The sequence below is a fragment of the Streptomyces sp. SID14515 genome (assembly GCF_010548505.1).
Lineage (GTDB): Bacteria > Actinomycetota > Actinomycetes > Streptomycetales > Streptomycetaceae > Streptomyces > Streptomyces caviscabies.
Map to the genome: position 1 here is coordinate 118501 of NZ_JAAGMH010000120.1, position 18820 is coordinate 137320.

Genomic DNA, 18820 nt, shown 5'->3' on the forward strand with positions numbered 1-18820 from the left:
GGACGGGTCGATCACGAGCCTTGCCCGACCGCGGACGGCTACTCACGGGCGCCCGCGAGTTCGACCGGCCGGGTCCGCAGCGCGAGCGCGGCCGGCAGGACGGCGGAGACGGCGGCCAGGAGCGCGGCGGCCGCGACGACGAGGCCGAGCGTCCCCCACGGCACCACCACGGCGACGGACGGAACGCCCAGCAGCACCAGCGCACCCCACACCACCAGCAGGTTCACCGCCGCCACCGCGCCCCCGAGCACGGCGCCCACCCCGACCGCCGCCACCGCCTCGGCCGCGACGAGCCGCAGGACCTGGGGCACGGTGGCTCCGGCCAGGCGGAGCACGGCGAGGTCGCGGACCCGGTCGGAGGTGGCCATGACCAGGGTGTTGGCCAGGGCGATCCCCGTACAGAGGAGAGCGATGCCGAGGATCATCCGGAGCCCGGTCCCGGTGTGGCCGTCGTCGGCCCCCGGACCGTTCGCGGCCTGCCACGCGGCCCGGGTCGTCACCTGTGCACCGGTGGCGGCTCCGGCGGTGCGCAGCGCGGCGGCGACGGCCCGGTGGTCACCGCCCTCGGCGACCTTGACGTCGATCCGGTCGACGCCCGCGCCCCCGGCGTTGCGCGCGGTGACGTAGACGCCGTTGTCGCCGGTGCCGGTGGCCAGGACGGCGGCGATCCGCAGCGAGATCTCGCGCCCGTCGCCGAGCCAGACGGTGACCCGGTCGCCGACCCGCGTAGTCAGCCACTCCTCGTTGACGACGATCGCCCCGTCGTCGAGATCGGCGAGCCGGCCCGCCGTCACGGGCAGCCGGGACACGGCGGCCAGCCGGGCGGGGTCGACCGCGCGGGCCGGGGAGGAGACGAGGGCCGTGTCCTCTTCGAGGACGGTGACGGCCGTGGACCGCGAGACGCTGACCACGGCCCCCTCGACGGCCCGCGCCCGCTCCACGAAGGCGGCGGCCAGCGGCCGGCCCTCCTGCCCCGACGTCACCACGAAGTCGGCGGTCGTGGCGGTGCGCGCCTCGGTGGCCCTGGCCTCCTCCAGGGTGGCGACGGTGCCCGTCAGGGAGGCGGCGAGGGCGACGGTGATGAGGACGGGCGCGGCGACGGCGGCGGTTCTGCGCACCCCGGTGGCGGTGTTCTCCCGGACGAGTACGCCGATGGCGCCGGGCAGCCGCGCGGGCAGCCAGGTCAGCAGTCGGCCGGCCGGGCGCACCAGGACGGGGGCGAGGAGGGCGCAGCCGACGATGAGCAGCATCGGCCGGGTGACGTAGGACTTGCGGCCCAGCAGATCGCCGGGGTCGGTCGCCAACGCCAGTGCGGGCAGGCCCAGTCCGGCGAGCAGCACCAGGGCGGCGGTCGCCCAGCGGCTCACCGGCATGACGCGGCTGTCGACGGCCGCCTCGCGCAGCGCCTCGGTGGGCACGGTCCGCCCGGCCCGGTGACAGGAGACGAGCGCCCCCGCCGTGGCGACGAACACGCCGGTCCAGAAGGCGGCGTGCAGCGGCCAGGACGCGTGCCCGAGGGCGAACCAGGGCGGGGCGAGACCCGCGTCGGTCATCCGGCCGACCAGCAGGGGCGCACCCCTGGCCCCGAGCCAACTGCCCGCCGCCGAGGCGAGGATGCCGACGAGGACCGCTTCGGCGCACACCGTACGGCGGATCTGGCCGGGCGTCGCACCGGCCGTGCGCAACAGCCCGAACTCCCGCCGCCGTTGGGCCACGGCGAACGAGAACGTCGAGGCCACGACGGCGGCGGAGACGAACAGGGTGATGCCCGCGGCGGTGCCGAGCAGCGCGTTGACGGAGACCAGGGCCCGGGCGTCGCGGTCGGGGTCGGGATCGGCGCGGCGGCGGTCGTGGCCGGTGAGGACGTCCATGCCGCTGTCCGGCCCGAGCGTCCCGCGTACGGCGGTGGCGGCGGCGTGCACCACGAGGGCGTCGATGTCCGGGGAGAGCCGGGCGGCCTCGGCGTCGGTGAAGAAGACGGCCTCCTCGAAGCCCCGGCCGGCGACGGTGCCGACGACGGTCCGGGCGCCGCTTCCGGCCGGGGTGCGGACCCGGACGCGGTCACCGGTACGGAGGCGGGCGTCGCCGGACCCGGTGGTGACGACGACTTCGCCGGGGGCGGCGGGGGCGCGGCCGGAGGCGAGGCGGTACGGGGTTGCGGAGGCCACCGACCACGGGTGCCCGGCACGGGTTTCGCCGACACTGCCGCTGCCGCCCGCGTCGGTACGGGGAATGCCGACGTCCACCGGAAAGGTCCGGTCCTCCACCGTGCGGCCCAGGGCGGCCAGTTGGCCGGCGATGCGCTGCGGGACCGGGCCGGGACGGTCGAGGGGCGCGGTCCGGGTCCCGGTCGGGGTGTCGACGTGGAGGCGGTCGGCGGCCCGGACGACGACGGGAGCGGCGGCGAACCGTTCGGGCCCGCGCTCCGGGGCGTCGAACGTCGCGGCGAGGGCAAGCCCGGTGGCGGCGATCAGGCCCACCCCCAGGGCCAGGGCGACGAAGGAACCGACGAACGTCACCCACCGCGCCCGCACGCCGCGCAGCGCGAGCATCAACACGGTGCCACCGCCTGGGCGTTGGCGTTCGGAGAAGCCGGGGCGTGCCTGGACGCCGGGGCAGTCGTGGACGCCGGGGCATGCCTGGACGCCGGGGCAGTCGGAGACGCCGGAGCGGCCCCCGCCGTCGTGGCCGGGCCTGCTGCCATGCGCGCGGCGACCCGCTCCGCCGAGGGCGCTTCCAGCTCGTCCCGGATCCGGCCGTCGGCGAGGAAGACGACCCGGTCGGCGAAGGAGGCGGCGACCGGATCGTGGGTCACCATGATCACGGTGCGCCCGTCGTCGGTCATCGCGCGCAGGAGGCCGAGCACCGCCCGCCCGGCGGTGGAGTCCAGGGCGCCGGTCGGCTCGTCGCCGAAGAGCACCTCGGGCCCGGTCACCAAGGCACGGGCGACGGCCACCCGCTGCTGCTGGCCGCCGGAGAGCTCGCCGGGCCGGTGCCCGGCCCGCTCGCGCAGCCCGACCTGGTCCAGCGCGTGGAGCACCTCGGCCCTGCGCGGCCGCCGCCCGGCGAGCCTCAGGGGCAGGGCCACGTTCTGCGCGGCGGTCAGCGAAGGCAGCAGGTTGAACGCCTGGAAGACGAAGCCGATCCGCCCCCGGCGCAGCCGGGTCAGCCGGGCCTCGCTCAGCCCGGTCAGATCGGTGTCGCCCAGCAGCACCCGGCCGCCGGTCGGCCGGTCCAGGCCCGCGGCACAGTGCAGAAGCGTCGACTTGCCGGAGCCGGAGGGCCCCATGACCGCGGTGAACGTGCCGCGACGGATGGTCAGCGTGACATCGTCGAGCGCTTTCACCGTGCCGTCGTCGCGGCCGTGGGAACGAGTGACGGACCGGAGCCGAACAGCCGCTGTCCGGTCGGTGGTGATCGCTGCTGGATTCATGGCGTCCACTCAACCGGCGGCGCCCGCCCGGCACATCGCGGCGAGGTGGAGTCCTCGTGGTGGAGCCAGCTCCACCATGAGAGGGGAGAAAGCGGGGTGGCCGGGCGGGGAAGCCGTCTCGTAGCGTGCCCGGCATGCTCTCCCCCGGCCCGCCGCCTCCGCCGCCTCCTTCACCTCCGCCGCCTCCGTCGCCTTCGTCACCTCCGTCACCTCCGTCACCTCCGTCACCTACGCCGTCCCCGTCGCCTCCGCCGTCCCCGTCACCTTTGTCACCGGAACCCCGCCCGGCCCGCACCCGGGCCCTGCCCCGTCGCCTCCTCGGCGGCCGGCGGTGGCGTGCCGCGCTCTACCTGCTGACCAGCGTGCCCCTCGGCATCGCGACGCTGGTCGCGCTGCTCCTGCTGGCCGTCGCGGGCAGCGCGCTGGCCGTACTCCTCGTCGGGGTGCCGCTGCTGCTGACGCTCGTGCTGGCCGGGATCCCGCTGGCCGCGCTGGAGCGGCGCAGGCTGCGGCTGATCGACCCGGTCCCCGTCCTCGACCCGCACCGCGAACCGCCCGGGCCGGGCCTGGTGTGCTGGCTGCGCACCCGGCTCCAGGAACGGTGCACCTGGCGGGAGTCGGCGTACGCGCTGCTCTTCGCGTTCGTCCTGTGGCCGCTGGAGGCGCTGGCCGTCTCCACGGTGCTCCTGGTCTGCGGCGGGCTGATCGGGACGCCGGTGATGATGGCGGCGGGCGGGGACGGGGAGGCGCGGGTTCTGAAGCTCTGGCTCGCGGACTCCTGGCCGGAGGCGTTCGCGTTGCTGGTGGCGGGGGTGGTGCTGCTGCCGTTGCTGACCTGGCCGCTGGGAGCGGTGGCCCGGGGCCGGGCCGTACTGACGCGGGCGCTGCTGGCCGCGCCGGATTCCGCGCTCGGCTCCCGGATCGCGGAGCTGAACCGGTCGCGGATGCGGCTGGTGGACGCGTTCGAGGCGGAACGCCGCCGTATCGAGCGCGACCTGCACGACGGGGCACAGCAGCGGCTGGTGGCGCTCTCTATGACGTTGGGCCTCGCACGGCTGGAGAGGCCCGCCGAACCGCTGGGCGGACTGCTGGACCGGGCGCACGAGGAGGCGTCGGCCGCGCTGGTGGAGATCCGGGAGCTGATCCACGGGATCCATCCGCACCTGCTCACAGACCGGGGTCTGGTGGCCGCCGTCGAGGACCTGGCGGACCGCTCGCCGGTCCCGGTCGATGTGCGGCTGGCCGTACCGGACCGGCTGCTCGAAGCCGTCGAGACCGCGGTCTACTTCGCGGTCGGCGAGGCGCTGACGAACGTGGCGAAGCACAGCGGGGCGACGCGGGTGACGGTGACCGGCGGGACCGCGAAGGGGCGGCTGACGGTGGAGGTCGAGGACGACGGGCGCGGAGGAGCGCGGCTGGGCGGAACGGCGTACCGAGGCGAAAGCGAAGGCAGGGGCGGCAGCGGGAGCGAGAGCGGGGGCAGGGGCGGAACAGGTCTTCAGGGCGTCGCCGATCGCCTCTCGGTGCTGGGCGGGTCCCTGCTACTGTCCAGTCCGCCCGGGGGGCCGACGGTATTCCGGCTGGAGGTCCCGTGCCCGCCCGCCCGATCGAGGACCTGATGCTGCGCGTCGTACTGGCCGAGGACAGTGTGCTGCTCCGCGAGGGCCTCGTCGGCCTGCTGGAACGCTTCGGGCACCGGGTCCTCGCCGCGGTGGGCACGGCCGAGGAGCTGACGGCCGCCGCCGTGGAGCACCGCCCGGACATCGTGGTGACCGACGTCCGGATGCCGCCCGGCTTCTCGGACGAGGGTCTGCGGGCCGCCGTCGCGCTGCGCGAGAAGCTGCCGGGGCTGCCGGTGCTGGTGCTCAGCCAGTACGTCCAGCGCACCTACGCCGAGGACCTGCTGGACGCCTCGGACGGTACGGGGGTGGGCTATCTGCTCAAGGAGCGCATCGGCCACGTCGAGGAGTTCGCCGACGCGCTGCGCCGGGTGTCCGAGGGCGCCACGGTGGTGGATCCCGAGGTCGTACGACAGTTGATCCGGCACCGCCGCGACCCGCTGGCCCGGCTCACCGCCCGCGAGCTGGAGGTGCTCGCCCTGATGGCGGAGGGCCGCTCCAACGCGTCCGTGGCCGAGGCACTGCACGTCGGCGAGGGCACGGTCAGCAAGCACTTCGGGTCGATCCTCACCAAGCTCGACCTCAGCGTCTCGGACGCCACCAACCGCCGGGTGCTAGCGGTCCTGACATTCCTGCGCGGCTGACCCACCACCGCCCCGACACCCCCCACCCCTCCCCCTTCCCGCCCTCCCCGACCTGCCCCGCTTGACAGCCATTCCCCCACAACACCATGATTCCATTAATTGACTAATGGAATCGAGGCGAGGCGCGTGGCAGACACGAGTACCCCGAACGCGACGTCCGGCAGCTGGGCACTGGAAGCCCGCGGCCTGGGCAAGCGCTACCGGCGCGGCTGGGCGCTGCGCGACTGCTCCTTCCGGATCCCGGCCGGCCGCATCTGCGGTCTGGTCGGTCCGAACGGGGCGGGCAAGAGCACCCTGCTCGGACTGGCGACCCGGCAGGTACAGCCGACCACCGGCGAACTGCGGATCTTCGGCGTACCGGTCGACGATCCCGCCGTGATGCCCTCGTTCGCTTTCCTCGGGCAGGAGAAGCCGCTTTTCAAGCGGTTCACCGTGGCCGAGACCCTGCGGATGGGCGCCGAGCTGAACCCCGGCTGGGACGCGGTGGCGGCGGAGCGGATCGTCCGCGCGGGCAACGTCCCGCTCGACGCGCGGGTCGGCACGCTCTCCGGCGGCCAGCGCACCCGCGTGGCCTTCGCCCTGGCCTTCGGCAAGCGGCCCGACCTGCTGCTCCTGGACGAGCCGATGTCCGACCTCGACCCGCTGGCCCGCGACGAGATGAGCACCCTGCTGATGGCGGAGGCCGTCGAACGCGGCACCACGGTGGTGATGTCCTCGCACATGCTGACCGAGCTGGAGGACATGTGCGACTACCTGCTGGTCGTCGCCGAGGGCCGGATCCGGATGGCCGGTGACGCCGACGCGCTGGTCCCGGCCCACGCCCTGGTCACCGGGGTGACCCGGGACGGCGCGCTGCCGCCCGGGCTCGACCACCACACGGTCGTCGAAACCCGCCTCCAGGGACGGCAGTTCCAGGCGATGATCCGGCCCAAGGGCCCGCTCCCGGCCGACTGGGAGACGGCCGAACCCTCCTTGGAGGAAGTCCTCCTCGCCCATCTCCGCTCCCCGGACGCGCCCTCCCTCTACACCCAGGGCGCCCGCGTCGAGGCCGAAGGGACCCAGGCCGCATGAGCACCACCCTCACCGAGAAGCCCTCCGGGATCAGCTCCGGGCGCCGCCTGTTGCGCGGAATGCCGTGGCTCGTCGTACGCCAGCACCGGATCGCGCTGACCTGCGTCCTCGGCCTCACCCTGCTGACCGCGCTGTGGATCGTGTACGAGCGCGGTGAGCTGGTGCAGCTGCTCGACGCGAAGGGCTGGCCGGAGAAGGACGCCGGGCAGCCGATGGACAACAACCGCGGCTACGGATACATCACCAGCATCATCAACGGCCTGCCGCTGATCCTCGCCGTCTTCATCGGCGCCCCGCTGATCGCGGGCGACCAGGAGAACGGCACCGCGCAGCTCGTCACCACCCAGTCCGTCACCCGCCGGCAGTGGCTGATCGCCAAGCTGGGCCTGGCCTACAGCCTCGCGCTGGTCTCCGGCCTGGTGCTCTCGGCCCTGTTCACCTGGTGGTGGAAGCCGTACCGCTCCCTCTTCCTCAGCGAGTGGATCGACGGCGTGATCTTCGACAACACCGGGCCCGTCCTGCCCGCGTTCCTCCTCTTCCTCACCGCGGCGGGCATCACCATCGGCGTCCTGGTCCGCCGGGTGCTCCCGGCGATGGTGGTCACGTTCCTCTTCACGGCGATCACCACCATGTTCGTCTGGGACGAGGTACGCGTACGGCTCGGCTCCACGCAGATGTTCACGTACCCGTTGGACTCCGAACTGCCCGCCCGCTTCGACGAGGCGTACGAGGCGGACCGCTGGGTCGGCAGCGCGGACGGAACGCTGTACGGCTGGGGCACCTGCGCCGAGGCGACCGAGAAGGCGCAGAACGCGTGCATCAAGGAGCACGGCATCGTCAACAACGTCATCGAGTACCTCGACTACAGCCAGATGGCGTCGATGCAGTGGGCCGCGGCGGGCCTCCTGCTCGCCGGAACGGCCCTGCTCACGGCGTTCACCCTGTGGCGGGTCTCGCGCCGCCCGCTGTAAGCACGCCCCCGTCCCCCTACGTAAAGTGTCGGCAATCGAGCGGAAGGTGAAGTCCGTGGTCGTGTTCCGCATCGACCGGCGCAGTGGAGTGGCGACCTATCTCCAGATCGTCCGGCAGGTCGAGCAGGCGCTGCGCATGGGCGCGCTGGAGGAGGGCGACCGGCTGCCCACCGCGGCCCAGGTCGCCGCGACCACCAAGGTCAACCCCAACACGACCCTCAAGGCCTACCGCGAACTGGAACGCATGGGTCTCGCCGAGGTGCGCCAGGGAGCGGGCACGTTCATCACCCGCACCCTCGCGCAGCCCCAGTCCGGCCCCGACTCACCGCTGCGCGCCGCCCTCGCCGACTGGCTGACCCAGGCCCGCGCCGAAGGCCTCACCGGCCAGGACGTCACAGCCCTGTTCCACGCGGCGTTCGAGAACGCGTACCCGGGCGAGGCGGCGGGCTGACCGGCCCCGGGCCTCCCCGCCGCTCAGGCGCGGTTGTAGCGGTAGCCGCTGCCGTGGGCGGGGCCGACGTCGTGGAGGATGCCGGACCCGGCGACGGTGAAGAACGAGGGGTCGGTGTCGCGGCACATACCGCCGGAACGGGCCTTGTTCACGACGGCGGTACCGACGTTGATCCGGTTTCCGCCGTCCGCCACGGAGCTGAGCTTCGCCGTGTACTCGCAGTGCCCCGATCCCTGTACGTCGGCGATGAGGGTCACCGCCGACTGACCGGGCGACACCCGCCGGATGACCACGGTGTGCGGCTGGAGGACGTCGTACTGGGACGCGATGGACCAGGTCCCGACGAAGTGCTGCGGAACCCGGCCGTCCGGGGCCGGGTCCGGGGCGGGCGGCTTCGCGGCGCCCCCGGAGCCGCCCGACGAGGACGAACCGGCCCCGCCCTGCGCGCCGCCTCCGCCGGAGGCGCCGGACCCCTCGTCCCCGGACGAGCCCCCGCCGGAAGCGGAGCCGTCGCCGCTTCCGGCACCCTGGCCACCACCGGCGTCACCGCCGGACCCTGCGTCGCCGCCCTGGTCCTCGCCCTTGCCGTTCCCCTTCTCCTTCTCCTCCGCCTTGTCCTTGGCCTTGTCCTCGCCCTTCTCCTTCTCGCTGTCCTTGTCGTCCTCGTCGTCGCCCTTCCCGGAGGGCGAGGCCGTGGCGCCGGAGGGACCATCGGCGGCGGGCGGCGCGGCGGAGCCTCCGCCCCGGGCATCCGCGCCGCCACCGGGGTCACGGTTGAGGAAGGCCGTGGTGCCGCCGGCGGCCAGGACGGCTACGACGGCGGCCGCGACGACCCAGGCCCGACGCCGCTGCCGACGCCGCTGCCCGTCGCCGACCGGCGCGGCGACCGGAACGGCGACCGGTGCGGCTGTGGCGGAACCGGTCGGTTCGGGGCTCGGCTCTGCCGCGGGTTCCGCTTCCGGTCCCACTTCCGATCCCGGCCGCAGGTCGACCGTGCCGAGGTCACGAGGAGCGGATACGGGAACGGGACCGAGAGCGGAAGAACCGGGGCCGGGAATGGGACCGGGAGACCCAGGACCGTGAACAGCCGCAGGCTCCGCGCCCTCCGGTACGCCCCCGGCATCCGGCACGGCCTTGGCCTCCGGTGCGTCCCCGGCCTCCGGCGCATCCACGCTGTCCGGCACGTCCGCGCTGTCCGGCGCGACCTCACCTTCCGGCGTGTCCGCACCCTCAGGGACGCCCAGCTCGTCCGCCCCGTCCCCCGCCACCTCCCCCGGCACCTCCGCGTCGAGCAGCAGCGCCGACTGCTGCGCCAGCCGGGCCAGGAGCACCGGTGGCAGCCACGCGCCGCGCACAGCATCCGAGGACTGCGCGGGTGTCAGGCTCTCCAACAGCGCGTCCACAAGCGGCCGTTCGGCCGGGTTCTTGGTCAGGCAGCGTTCGATGAGCGCGCGCAGGGTGGCGTCGGACACCGCGGTGAGGTCCGGTGGCGACTGGACGATCCGGAACATCACCGCGTGCTGGTTGCTCACGCCGGCCCCGAACGGCAGCTGCCCGGTGGCCGCGTACATCAGCACGCAGCCGAGCGAGAAGACGTCCGCCCCGGGCCCGGTCTCCTCGCCGAGGATCTGCTCGGGCGCCATGAAACCGGGCGAGCCTATGACCATGCCCGTACTGGTCAGCAGGGACTCCACGGAGACCTGGAGCGCGCGGGCGATGCCGAAGTCGATGACGCGGGGGCCGTCGACGGTGAGCAGCACGTTGGACGGTTTCAGATCGCGGTGGACGATCCCGGCGGCATGGATACCGCGCAGCGCCCTCAACAGCCCTTCGGCCAGGGCGTTCACCGAGGCGGCGGGCAGTGGACCGTGCTCCCGGACGGCCTGTTCCAGCGAGGGGCCGGGCACATAGCCGGTGGCCACCCACGGCTGCTCGGCGTCGGGGTCGGCGTCGAGCACGGGGGCGGTGTAGCGCCCGCCGACCCGGCGGGCCGCCTCGATCTCGCGGCGGAAACGGGCCCGGAACTCGCCGTTCGCGATGTGCTCCTCGTGCACCACCTTCACGGCCACGGTGCGTCCGCCCCCGGAGCGGGCCAGATACACCCGGCCCATCCCGCCCGCGCCGAGCCGGCCGAGCAGCGGATAGGGCCCGATCCGAACCGGGTCACCGGCCACGAGCGGCCGTATGCCCTCCATCGCTGTGTACCGCCCGCTGTCCTTGCCCTTGCCCATGCTGAACCGATCCCCCGATGGCCTTTGCCCGTACGGTCGTTCGCGCGCGGCCGAAGTCGCTCGCGGACGATCAGGATAGGCCGCGGACCGGTCGCGTAAGGCGGCGACCGCCGTCGTACGCCGACGGAGACGGAGCGAATCCGCCGGGATCGCGGGTACGTGGGTACGTAGGATCGCGGGAATGGGGACGAACACCGGAAACCGTATCCAGAGCCGCCTCCGGGACCGCGTCGTCGGGCCGGTCTGCGCGATTCTGGCGTTCTGTGCGGTGCCGGCCGCCCTGCTGGCGGGCCCCTCGGCGGGGTGGCGGGCGGCCCTGCCCATGATGACCGCCGTACTGGGCGCGCTCGCCGTGGCCGGTCTGCACACCCGGGACCGGGTCGTCCCGACGGCCGCCGTCGTGGTGGCCGTGAGCTCCGCACTCGGCACGGTGTTCGGCGATCCGCCGGCTCCGGAGAGAGCGACCGGCGCGGCGACTCTGGTGGAGATCGCGGCAGTTCTGGTGCTCGTCTGTCTGGTAGCCCGGTACGCCGAGGTCCGGCAGTCCTCCGTGCTCTGCACCGTGCTCGGGGTGCTGGCGTCGACGGCGCTGCTGCGGCTCCAGGTCCCGCCGACCGCGCTGGAAGCCGCCGCGCAGAGCGCGTTCTTCGCGCTCGGCGCCGTCGCCGCGGCCGCCACGGGCGGCGGCCTGCGCAGCCTGGAGACGCGCAGGATCCGGGCCGTGCACGAGGCCCGCCGCAGCCAGCGCCTCCAACTGGCGGGCGATCTGCACGACTTCGTGGCCCACGACGTGTCGGGCATCGTCGCGCTGGCCCAGGCGGCCCAGGTGATCGGTACGGACCGGCCGGATCAGGTCCTGCCGCTCCTCCGGCAGATCGAGGCCTCCGGCCTCCAGGCCCTCGGCTCCATGGACCGTACCGTCCACATGCTCAGGTCCTCCGACGGAACGGACCCGGACGGCCGGGGCACGGCCGAGGCGTCACCGCAGCCGCAGGACTACGGCCTGGAGGACATCGTGGACGTCGTCGACCGGTTCCGGGCGGCCGGCCGGGCCGACGTACGCCTGGATCTCGACCGGTCGCCGGAGCAGATCGGCCGGGTTCCCCGCGAAGTGGCGGGCACCGCCCACCGGGTGGTGGTGGAGGCGCTGACCAACGTACGGCGGCACGCGAGCACCGCACCGTGGGTGACCGTGTCCGTGGTGACCGCGCCCGCGGCACCCGGCCCCGAACACCCGGAGCCGGTGCTCACCGTGTCCGTGACCAACGGCTGCCCTTCCGTCGGCGAGACCGGCGGCAGGCGCTTCGGCGACCGTGGGCGGCACGGGGCCACCGGCCTGGAGGGGCTCGCCGAACGCGCCCGGGCGCTGGGCGGAACGCTGGACTTCGGCGCCCACGGGAAACCTGCGAAACAGGGCGAGCAGGGGGAGCAGAGCGAGCACAGGGATCACGGGGAGCAAGGCGAGCAGGGGGAGCACGGCTGGCACGGGGAGCAAGGCTGGCACGGGGAGCACAGGGAGCAGGGCTGGCACGTCACAGCGGTCCTGCCACTGAGCTGAGGGCACTCCCACTCCCCTCTTCCCGTCCTCCCGGTACCTCCGTGTCCTCAGCCCCGGGCACAGCGCCTGCACACCCCGCGCCGCCGGAAGTAGTAGGCGAGCGTGGCGGTCGCCAGGGCGATGCCCCACACCGGCCAGACCATCTCCGGAACCGTGGCCCCCCAGTCGTCCTTCTGGTTGTCGAAGGCCCCCTGGAAGTGCAGCCGGATGTACATGATCCCGGCGATCGTCACCATGACGGAGACCAGCGTGGCCGGGACGACGGCCAGCGCAGGCGGCACCCGCCGCCCCCGGAGGCCCAGCATCCACCTGGGGAAGACCTCGCCCCAGCGCTGCACCAGGCCCAGGGTGAGCAGTGCGCCGAGCGCGCCCATGGTGGCGAGCGCGGCGCCGGCGATCCAGAGGTTGTCCTTCTTGCCCCCCTCCCACAGCTCGTCGGAGATGCCGAGCGGAATGCCCAGGGCCCAGGCCCACCGTGTGCAGGCGTAGAGAAGGGGAACGGCGACCGCCGTGTACGCGGCCCGCCGGCCCCAGCGGGCGGCGGCCTCCGGTGAGGTCCAGCCGCCGCCCGTACCGGTACGCCCGCAGCCGGTGCACGCGCCGGATGTGCGGCGCTGGTGGGCGACCGCCGAAGCGACCATCAGGCCCACCGGGACCACCGCGAACAGCTGGTTGATCACCGTCCAGTTGATGGCGCCGAACCTGAGCATGAAGACATAGGCGAGATTGCCGAGGATGCGGAAGTCGGCGAGCGTGCAGAACACCGCGGCCGCCGCGAACACGGAGGCGCCCACCAGCACCCGGGCGGGGATCCACCGCCGCCCCGGCAGCACCAGGAGGAGCGCGACCGCCGCGCTGCCCAGGAACCCGCCCGCGATCCACGGCGCCAGCCGGTCGCGGCCGACGTGCTCGAAGGCGGAGTACTCCGGGTTGGCGTCGTCGGCGCCGAACGGGAAGCCGTCCCCGCCGAAGGCCCAGTAGGCGTGGGCGAGCCCGTAGAGGAGAAGCGCGAGAAAGGCCGCGTAACCGATCAGGACCGTACGGTCGAACCGGCCGCGCACCGGGCCCAGCACACCGTCCACCGGTGGCGATGACATGCGCTCGATCACCCGCGTCATGCTGCTTCCCCCTCTTCTTCCTGCTCGGATCGTCCTCCGGTCAGCCTTCCTGGCCGGGCCGCTCGGCACATCTGCCGAACGGCAGATGTGGGGTGAAGGGGGCGAGCCCGAACTACCGTACTGATCATGGCCATTCGCATACTCCTCGCCGACGACCAGGAATCCGTACGCGTCGGATTCCGCCTCATCCTGGACTCCCAGCCGGACATGGAAGTGATCGGCGAGGCCTCCCACGGTCAGCAGGCCGTCGAGCTCGCCGCGAAGCTGACCCCGGACGTCGTGCTCGCCGACATCCGTATGCCGCGCCTGGACGGCCTGGAACTCACCCGACGGCTCGCCGGGCCTGGGGTCGAGAACCCGTTGCGCGTGGTGGTGGTGACGACGTTCGGTCTCGACGAGTACGTCCACACCGCCCTGCGCAACGGCGCCTGCGGCTTCCTGCTGAAGCGGTCGGGGCCCACGCTGCTGGTGGAGGCGGTACGCGCGGCGATGGCGGGCGACACCCTGATCAGCCCCTCGCTCACCGTCAGCCTGCTCCAACACCACCGGGAGGCCGGCAGGCCCAGGCCCGCGCAGCCGCTGGACGCGTTGACGGGCAGGGAGACGGAGATCGCCCGGCTGGTCGCCAAGGGCATGACGAACGCGGAGATCGGGGCGGCGCTCTTCATCACGGCCGGTACGGCCAAGACCCATGTCGCCAACGTCCAAAGGAAGTTGAACGTCCGCAACCGGGTCGGCATCGCCGCATGGATCTGGGGCAACGGCCTGGAGGAATGAGAAGGAACCGGCCCGACGGCTGCCGGCAGCTCGTGGACGAGATGTGGCAGGCCGTCCCCGCCCCGGTCGCCGCGGCGGGCGAAGGGCCGGTGGCCCTGGTCATCGGCTCGTCCGCCGGATACGGCCTGGCCGCTACGATCGCGGGCCTGGCCCGGGTCGGGATCCGCGGCATCGGCGTGTGCTTCGAGAAGGCGCCCGCCCGCCGCACCGGCACGGCCGGCTGGTACCGCACAGCCGCCACCGCCCGGCTCGCCCGACAGCACGGGCGGGACATGGTCTTCCTCAACGGCGACGCGTTCGGCGACGAGATGAAGGAGCAGGTGGCCGGCCTCCTCGCCGAACGGTTCGGGGGGGGCGGCTCGACTTCCTGATCTCCTCGGTGGCCGCGCCCCGCCGCACCGACCCGGACACCGGCGACGTGTACGCCTCGGTCCTCAAGCCGGTCGGCGCGCCGGACACCACCAAGACCCTCGTCTTCGACGAGCACGGCGCCCCGGAGGTCAAGGAGGTCACCACCGGGCCGGCCGAGGGCGACGACATCGAGCAGACCGTGGCGGTGATGGGCGGCGCCGACTGGGAACGGTGGATCACCTTCCTTGCCGACCGGTCCCTGCTCGCCGAAGGCTTCACCACCGCGGCCCTGTCCTACATCGGCTCACCCCTGACCGCGGCGATCTACCGTCAGGGCACCATCGGCGCCGCGAAGTCCCATCTCGAAGCCACCGCACGCACGTTGGACGAACGCCTCGGCAAGACCGTCGGCGGCCGGGCCGTGACCTCGGTCAACGCCGCCGCCGTCACCCAGTCCTCCACCGCCATCCCCGGCATCGCCCTGTACGTCGGGCTGCTGCGCGGCGTCCTCGGCACCACGATGGTGGCCCCGATCGGTCAACTGGTCGATCTCTGGGACCGATTGACCGACGCCCGCCCCCTCGACCTCGACGAAGAGGGCCGGATCCGCCTCGACACCTGGGAACTCGACCCCGCCGTACAGGACGCCATCGCCGAACGCTGGTCCACCGCCACCAGCGACACCATCACCGAACTCGCCGACCTCGACTGGTTCAGCGACGAGGTCCGCCGCCTCTACGGCTTCTCCGCCCCCGGTGTCGACTACACCGCCGCCGTCGAAACCGATGTCCCCTGGCCCACGTCTCCGATCACGTCGTAGGACGCTCGCGCCCTCAAGGGCCGCGCGGGCTGTGTGGGTTGTGCGATGGCGTACCCCTCACCATGTCCGGGGTGCTGCAATGCTGATGAGGTTTCGATGGCTCACGGGAACGGAGGCTTCGCGGTGGACGGCGGATCTCCCCAGTCGCTTCGCTTCGAGGTGCTGGGGCCGTTGGCGGCCTGGCGGGGTGGCACGCCCCTGGAGCTGGGCCCGCTCAAACGGCAGGCGGTACTGGCCGCGCTGCTGCTGCGCCAAGGGGCCGTGGTCAGTCATGAGCGACTTCTGGACGCGGTGTGGGGGCAGGAACCGCCGGCGGGCGGACGCAAGGTGCTGCCCACGCACATCAACTCGCTGCGCAGGAGCCTCGATCCGGAGAGCACCCGGCCCGCTGAGTCGGTGATCCGCAGCGGCAAGGGCTGGTACCGCATCGTCTCCGAGGCGGTCCGGCTCGACACGGCGGAGCTCGACGCGCGGGCCGCCGCCGCACTGCGCACCCTCGCCTCCGGCGATCCGGCCACGGCGGAGGTTCAGCTGTCCGAGGCCCTCGCACTGTTCCGGGGCGAACCCCTGGCCAACCTGCCGGGGCCGTACGCGCAGGAAGAGCGGCAGCGGTTGGAGGAGTGCCGCCGAACACTGCGGCTGGAGCGGATCAAGTGCCTCGTACTGCTCGGCCGGTACGGCGAGGCCCTCGAACACCGCGGCGGGCCGTCCGCGTCCGACGTCTACGACGAGGCGCTGACGGCCTTGCGTCTGCGGGCCCTGTACGGCCGCGGACGTCAGGCGGAAGCGCTCAAGGCCTACGACGACATACGCGTACGGCTGCGGGACGAGCTCGGAGCCGACCCCGGCGAGGAACTGCGCCGGGTGCACGAAGCGGTGCTCCACCAGGACGACGCCTTCCTCCTGGGCTCACCGGCCCGCTATCCACCCGGCCCCACCACGCCGCACACGAGCACCGCGCCCACCGACCCCTCGCACGCAGGCGACGCGCGCACCGAACTCCCGCACGCGAGCGCCGTACCCGCCGAACTCCCGCACGACACGCCGGGCTTCGCCGGCCGCACCGGCGAACTCACCAGGCTCCACGCACTGCTTCCGGCCGCACAGGGCCCGGAGGCCGCGAACACCGTAGTCATCTCCGCCATCGGCGGCGCCGCCGGCATCGGCAAGACCGCGCTGGCCGTGCACTGGGCCCACCAGGTCCGCGACCGTTTCCCGGACGGCCAGCTCTACGTCAACCTCCACGGCTTCGACCACGACCGGAAGCCCCTCGAACCGGGCGAGGCGCTTGAGTTGCTGCTGCGCGGCCTGGGGCTGGTGGCATCGGAGATCCCGCCGCACCACGAGGCCCAGGGCCGCGTGTTCCGGACCCTGCTGGCCGGCCGGCGCATGCTCGTCCTGCTGGACAACGCCGCCTCGGCCGAACAGGTACGTCCGCTGCTGCCGGCCGACCCGACCTGCTGTGTCGTCGTCACCAGCCGCAACCGGCTCGGCGACCTCGTCGCCCACGACGGTGCCCACGCCCTGCCGCTGGACCTCCTCCAGCCGGACGAGGCCCGCGCGCTGCTGAGCCGCACGCTCGGCGCGGACCGCATAGTCGCCGATGAGCCCGCCGTCGGCGAACTGATCCGGCTGTGCGGCAGCCTGCCGCTCGCGCTCCGGGTGGCCGCCGCCAGACTGGCGGGCGATCCGGGCCTACGGGCGGCCGACCTGGTCGCCGAGATGGCCGAGGGCAACAGGCTGCAAGCACTGGAGCCCGATGCCGAGGCGGGCTCCCCGCTGCGCACGGCCTTCTGGGTGTCGTACCGGGACCTGACACCCGGCGCGCGTCGGCTGTTCCGCCTGCTCGGCCTGTTCCCGGGCGCGGAGTTCACCGCCGAGGCCGCGGCGGCCCTCCTGGACACGCCGCTGCCGCAGGCCCGGCGTCTGCTCAGCGCGCTGGCCGCCGCCCACCTGGTCGAACCGGTGACACGGGGGCGCTACCGGTTCCATGATCTGCTGCGCGAGTACGCGCAGGAGCGGGCGCACGCGGAGGAGACGGCCACGGATCGCGACGCCGCGGTGGAGCGGCTCCTGGTCTGGTATCTGGAAGCCGCCCGCGCCATCGCCGGCACCGGGCTCTTCCCGGGGCTGCCCCGCGGCCTTCGTTCCGGTGGACACCCGGGCAGGCCGTCGACCGACGCACCCGAACACTGGCTGCGGACCGAACTGCCGAACCTGCTCGCCGTCATCGACCACGCAGCCCACCACGGCCCCCGCCCTGTCGCCTGGTACCTGGCTTCCACGCTGTTCGGTCACTTCTGGATCCATCTGCCCCGCAAGACCTGGCAGGCCGTCGCGCAGACGGCACTGGGGACGGCCGAGGCGGAAGGCGACCTGTTCGGCCAGTCCGCGATGCATTCCAGCCTTGCCGGAGCCCGCTGGGACCGGGGACACGTCCGCCAGGCGGCGGAGCACGCGGCACGCGCACTCGAGATCGGCCGGGACATCGGCTGGGCGGAGGGCGAGGCGTCGGGCATCGGCCTCCGAGGCATGGCGAAATGGAGCATGGCCCAGCTGGACAGTGCCCACAGCGACTTCACGACCGGCCTGCGCATCTTCCACGAGACCGGGAATCACTCCTTCGACGGGTTCGGACTGGTCGGCCTCGGCATGGTCTGCCGAGACCTGGGACGGCTGCCCGAGGCCGCCGTCCACCTCGAACAGGCCGTCGGCCTCGACGCGGAGCTCAGCCGGTGGAACAACAGCTCGGCCCTGCAGATTCTGGGCGTCGTGTACTGGGAACTCGGCCGCTTCGCCGACGGGCTCGACCTTCTCCGCCCGGCGGTGGCCTCGGCCGAAAGGGTCGGCTACCGCGACAGCCGCGCGATGATGCTCGACGCCCTCGCGAGAATCAACCTGGAACTCGGCCACCGCGAGGAGGGGTTGGAGCAGGCCGAGCGTGCATTGGCCATGGTCGGGGACGCCAAGCGGCACTGGCTTCAGGCCGGCATCCTCAGCACGGTCGCCGCCGCCCACCGAGACCTGAACCACGCGGACCGGGCGCTACGGGCCGGCACGCAGGCTCTGGCCCTGGCCCGCGAGACCAGGTTCAAACGCGCCGAGGCCGACAGCCTCCTGAGCCTCTCCCGCACCCACCAGCACCTGGGCCGGCACAACGAGGCCCGCACCCACGCCGAACAGGCACTACGCCTGGCCCGCGCCCACTCCTTCCGCGTGGTGGAGGGCCAGGCCCTGGCAGCACTGTCCACAACAGCCGAGTCCGAGGAAGCCCACACCACCGCCACCGAGCTCGCCCGGAAGGCCCTGGCCATACACCGCGAAACCGGCCACCGCCCCGGCGAGGCACACACCCTCATGACCCTCGCCCGCCTCCACCGGACGACCGACAGCACCACCGCTGAGCTGATGAGGCAGCAGGCCCTCACCATCCTCGCGAGCATCGGCGCACCCGCGAAGCGGTAGACGAAGCAGTCGACGGGGCGCGGAGGACGGCAGAAGGACCAGAAACGAAGAAACCGCAGGTCAGATGGCTGACCTGCGGTTCAATGTGGAGCCGCCTTCGGGATTCGAACCCGAGACCTACGCATTACGAGAGCCTGCAAGATCATCCCGGGTGGTGCTGGACGGTGCTATCAAATGCCGTTCCCGCTGGTCAGGGACGTCCGATCGAGATCGCCATGACACCAGGTCCGCCCTACTGCCACCCAGTCCGCTCACGCACCGCTCACGCACGTTGAGTACTGCGCCGCGTACAGGGAACGGCGCGCCGGAAA

General features: G+C 73.1%; 13 protein-coding genes and 1 pseudogene. 9 read left to right on the plus strand and 5 right to left on the minus strand.

What is annotated here, in order from left to right:
- Nucleotides 1–38: 38 nt before the first annotated feature.
- From G3I54_RS28335 to G3I54_RS28345, 3 genes are read right to left on the minus strand one after another with little or no spacing between them, the layout of a single operon-like run.
- Nucleotides 39–2558, minus strand: coding sequence for an ABC transporter permease (locus tag G3I54_RS28335; protein ID WP_164618462.1), 2520 nt, complete (start codon nucleotides 2556–2558; stop codon nucleotides 39–41).
- Entirely contained in the window at nucleotides 2552–3433 is an 882-nt protein-coding gene (locus tag G3I54_RS28340) for an ABC transporter ATP-binding protein (RefSeq protein WP_239144615.1), read from the minus strand. Before G3I54_RS28340 ends, G3I54_RS28335 begins: the two co-directional genes overlap by 7 nt.
- A gap of 9 nt (nucleotides 3434–3442) precedes the next feature.
- A complete protein-coding gene (locus tag G3I54_RS28345; protein WP_164618289.1) occupies nucleotides 3443–3652 on the minus strand; it encodes a hypothetical protein in 210 nt (69 codons plus the stop codon).
- A 47-nt stretch (nucleotides 3653–3699) separates the two neighbouring features.
- Here G3I54_RS28345 and G3I54_RS28350 point away from each other — a divergent pair, with 47 nt between their 5' ends.
- The 5 genes from G3I54_RS28350 to G3I54_RS28370 all read left to right on the plus strand — a co-directional run bounded on the left by G3I54_RS28350 (nucleotide 3700) and on the right by G3I54_RS28370 (nucleotide 8189).
- Nucleotides 3700–5052 carry a sensor histidine kinase gene (locus tag G3I54_RS28350; RefSeq protein WP_239144616.1) on the plus strand — a complete coding sequence of 451 codons (1353 nt, stop codon included), beginning with the start codon at nucleotides 3700–3702 and terminating at the stop codon, nucleotides 5050–5052.
- A complete protein-coding gene (locus tag G3I54_RS28355) occupies nucleotides 5052–5696 on the plus strand; it encodes a response regulator transcription factor (protein WP_164618593.1) in 645 nt (214 codons plus the stop codon). The genes G3I54_RS28350 and G3I54_RS28355 overlap by 1 nt, the downstream gene beginning before the upstream one ends.
- 126 nt (nucleotides 5697–5822) lie before the next feature.
- Entirely contained in the window at nucleotides 5823–6767 is a 945-nt protein-coding gene (locus tag G3I54_RS28360) for an ABC transporter ATP-binding protein (RefSeq protein WP_164618466.1), read from the plus strand.
- Complete coding sequence (locus G3I54_RS28365; RefSeq protein ID WP_164618468.1) at nucleotides 6764–7738, plus strand: ABC transporter permease; 975 nt, start codon at nucleotides 6764–6766, stop codon at nucleotides 7736–7738. The genes G3I54_RS28360 and G3I54_RS28365 overlap by 4 nt, the downstream gene beginning before the upstream one ends.
- A 46-nt stretch (nucleotides 7739–7784) precedes the next feature.
- Nucleotides 7785–8189 (plus strand): GntR family transcriptional regulator, encoded by a 405-nt coding sequence (locus G3I54_RS28370; protein WP_343240453.1) that lies wholly within the window; start codon nucleotides 7785–7787, stop codon nucleotides 8187–8189.
- A gap of 23 nt (nucleotides 8190–8212) precedes the next feature.
- On the opposite strand, the gene G3I54_RS28375 is transcribed toward G3I54_RS28370, so the two are convergent.
- On the minus strand, nucleotides 8213–10420 hold the full coding sequence (locus G3I54_RS28375; protein WP_239144617.1) for a serine/threonine-protein kinase: 2208 nt from the start codon (nucleotides 10418–10420) through the stop codon (nucleotides 8213–8215).
- Between the two features lie 181 nt (nucleotides 10421–10601).
- Here G3I54_RS28375 and G3I54_RS28380 point away from each other — a divergent pair, with 181 nt between their 5' ends.
- A complete protein-coding gene (locus tag G3I54_RS28380; RefSeq protein WP_203687283.1) occupies nucleotides 10602–11978 on the plus strand; it encodes a histidine kinase in 1377 nt (458 codons plus the stop codon).
- A gap of 47 nt (nucleotides 11979–12025) precedes the next feature.
- On the opposite strand, the gene G3I54_RS28385 is transcribed toward G3I54_RS28380, so the two are convergent.
- Entirely contained in the window at nucleotides 12026–13096 is a 1071-nt protein-coding gene (locus G3I54_RS28385) for a hypothetical protein (protein ID WP_164618472.1), read from the minus strand.
- A 126-nt stretch (nucleotides 13097–13222) separates the two neighbouring features.
- Between G3I54_RS28385 and G3I54_RS28390 the strand changes: the two genes are divergently transcribed.
- The 3 genes and pseudogenes from G3I54_RS28390 to G3I54_RS28400 all read left to right on the plus strand — a co-directional run bounded on the left by G3I54_RS28390 (nucleotide 13223) and on the right by G3I54_RS28400 (nucleotide 18509).
- A complete protein-coding gene (locus G3I54_RS28390) occupies nucleotides 13223–13873 on the plus strand; it encodes a response regulator transcription factor (RefSeq protein WP_164618474.1) in 651 nt (216 codons plus the stop codon).
- A pseudogene (locus tag G3I54_RS28395) lies at nucleotides 13843–15044 on the plus strand (enoyl-[acyl-carrier-protein] reductase FabV). The gene G3I54_RS28390 and the pseudogene G3I54_RS28395 overlap by 31 nt, the downstream one beginning before the upstream one ends.
- Before the next feature lie 96 nt (nucleotides 15045–15140).
- On the plus strand, nucleotides 15141–18509 hold the full coding sequence (locus tag G3I54_RS28400; protein ID WP_239144618.1) for a BTAD domain-containing putative transcriptional regulator: 3369 nt from the start codon (nucleotides 15141–15143) through the stop codon (nucleotides 18507–18509).
- The last annotated feature ends 311 nt before the right edge of the window (nucleotides 18510–18820 follow it).